Genomic DNA, 504 nt, shown 5'->3' on the forward strand with positions numbered 1-504 from the left:
GGCGCTGCATGCGGAGATGAACAAGGTGTTGGCCGACCTGCCGGTCGGCGTCGGCGTGCATCTGGTGGCCGACCAGCCTGTCATCGTCGAGGAGGCGGTCTCAGGGTTTACGCGTGCGCTGTTCGAGGCGGTGGCGATCGTGCTTGCCGTCTCTTTCATCAGCCTTGGCATGCGCGCCGGCTTCGTGGTGGCGCTGTCGATCCCGCTGGTGCTGGCCATCACCTTCACGGTCATGGAGTATCTGGGGATATCACTGCAGCGCATTTCGCTCGGCGCTCTGATCATCGCGCTCGGGCTGCTGGTCGACGACGCGATGATCGCGGTCGAGATGATGGTGGCGCGGCTGGAGGTCGGCGACAGCCTGCGCAAGGCGGCGACCTATGTCTACACCTCGACCGCCTTCCCGATGCTGACCGGCACGCTGGTGACGGTCGCGGGCTTCATCCCGATAGGACTCAACTCGAGTGCTGCCGGCGAATACACCTTCACCTTGTTCGTCGTCAT

Annotated in this window: 1 protein-coding gene; it reads left to right on the top strand. The window is 64.1% G+C overall.

The window, feature by feature from the left end:
• Positions 1-504: efflux RND transporter permease subunit (locus tag X742_RS01000000171295; RefSeq protein WP_032925227.1), on the top strand; the 504-nt coding region annotated here is incomplete at both ends.

This window comes from Mesorhizobium sp. LNHC229A00 (assembly GCF_000502415.1).
Classification (GTDB): domain Bacteria; phylum Pseudomonadota; class Alphaproteobacteria; order Rhizobiales; family Rhizobiaceae; genus Mesorhizobium.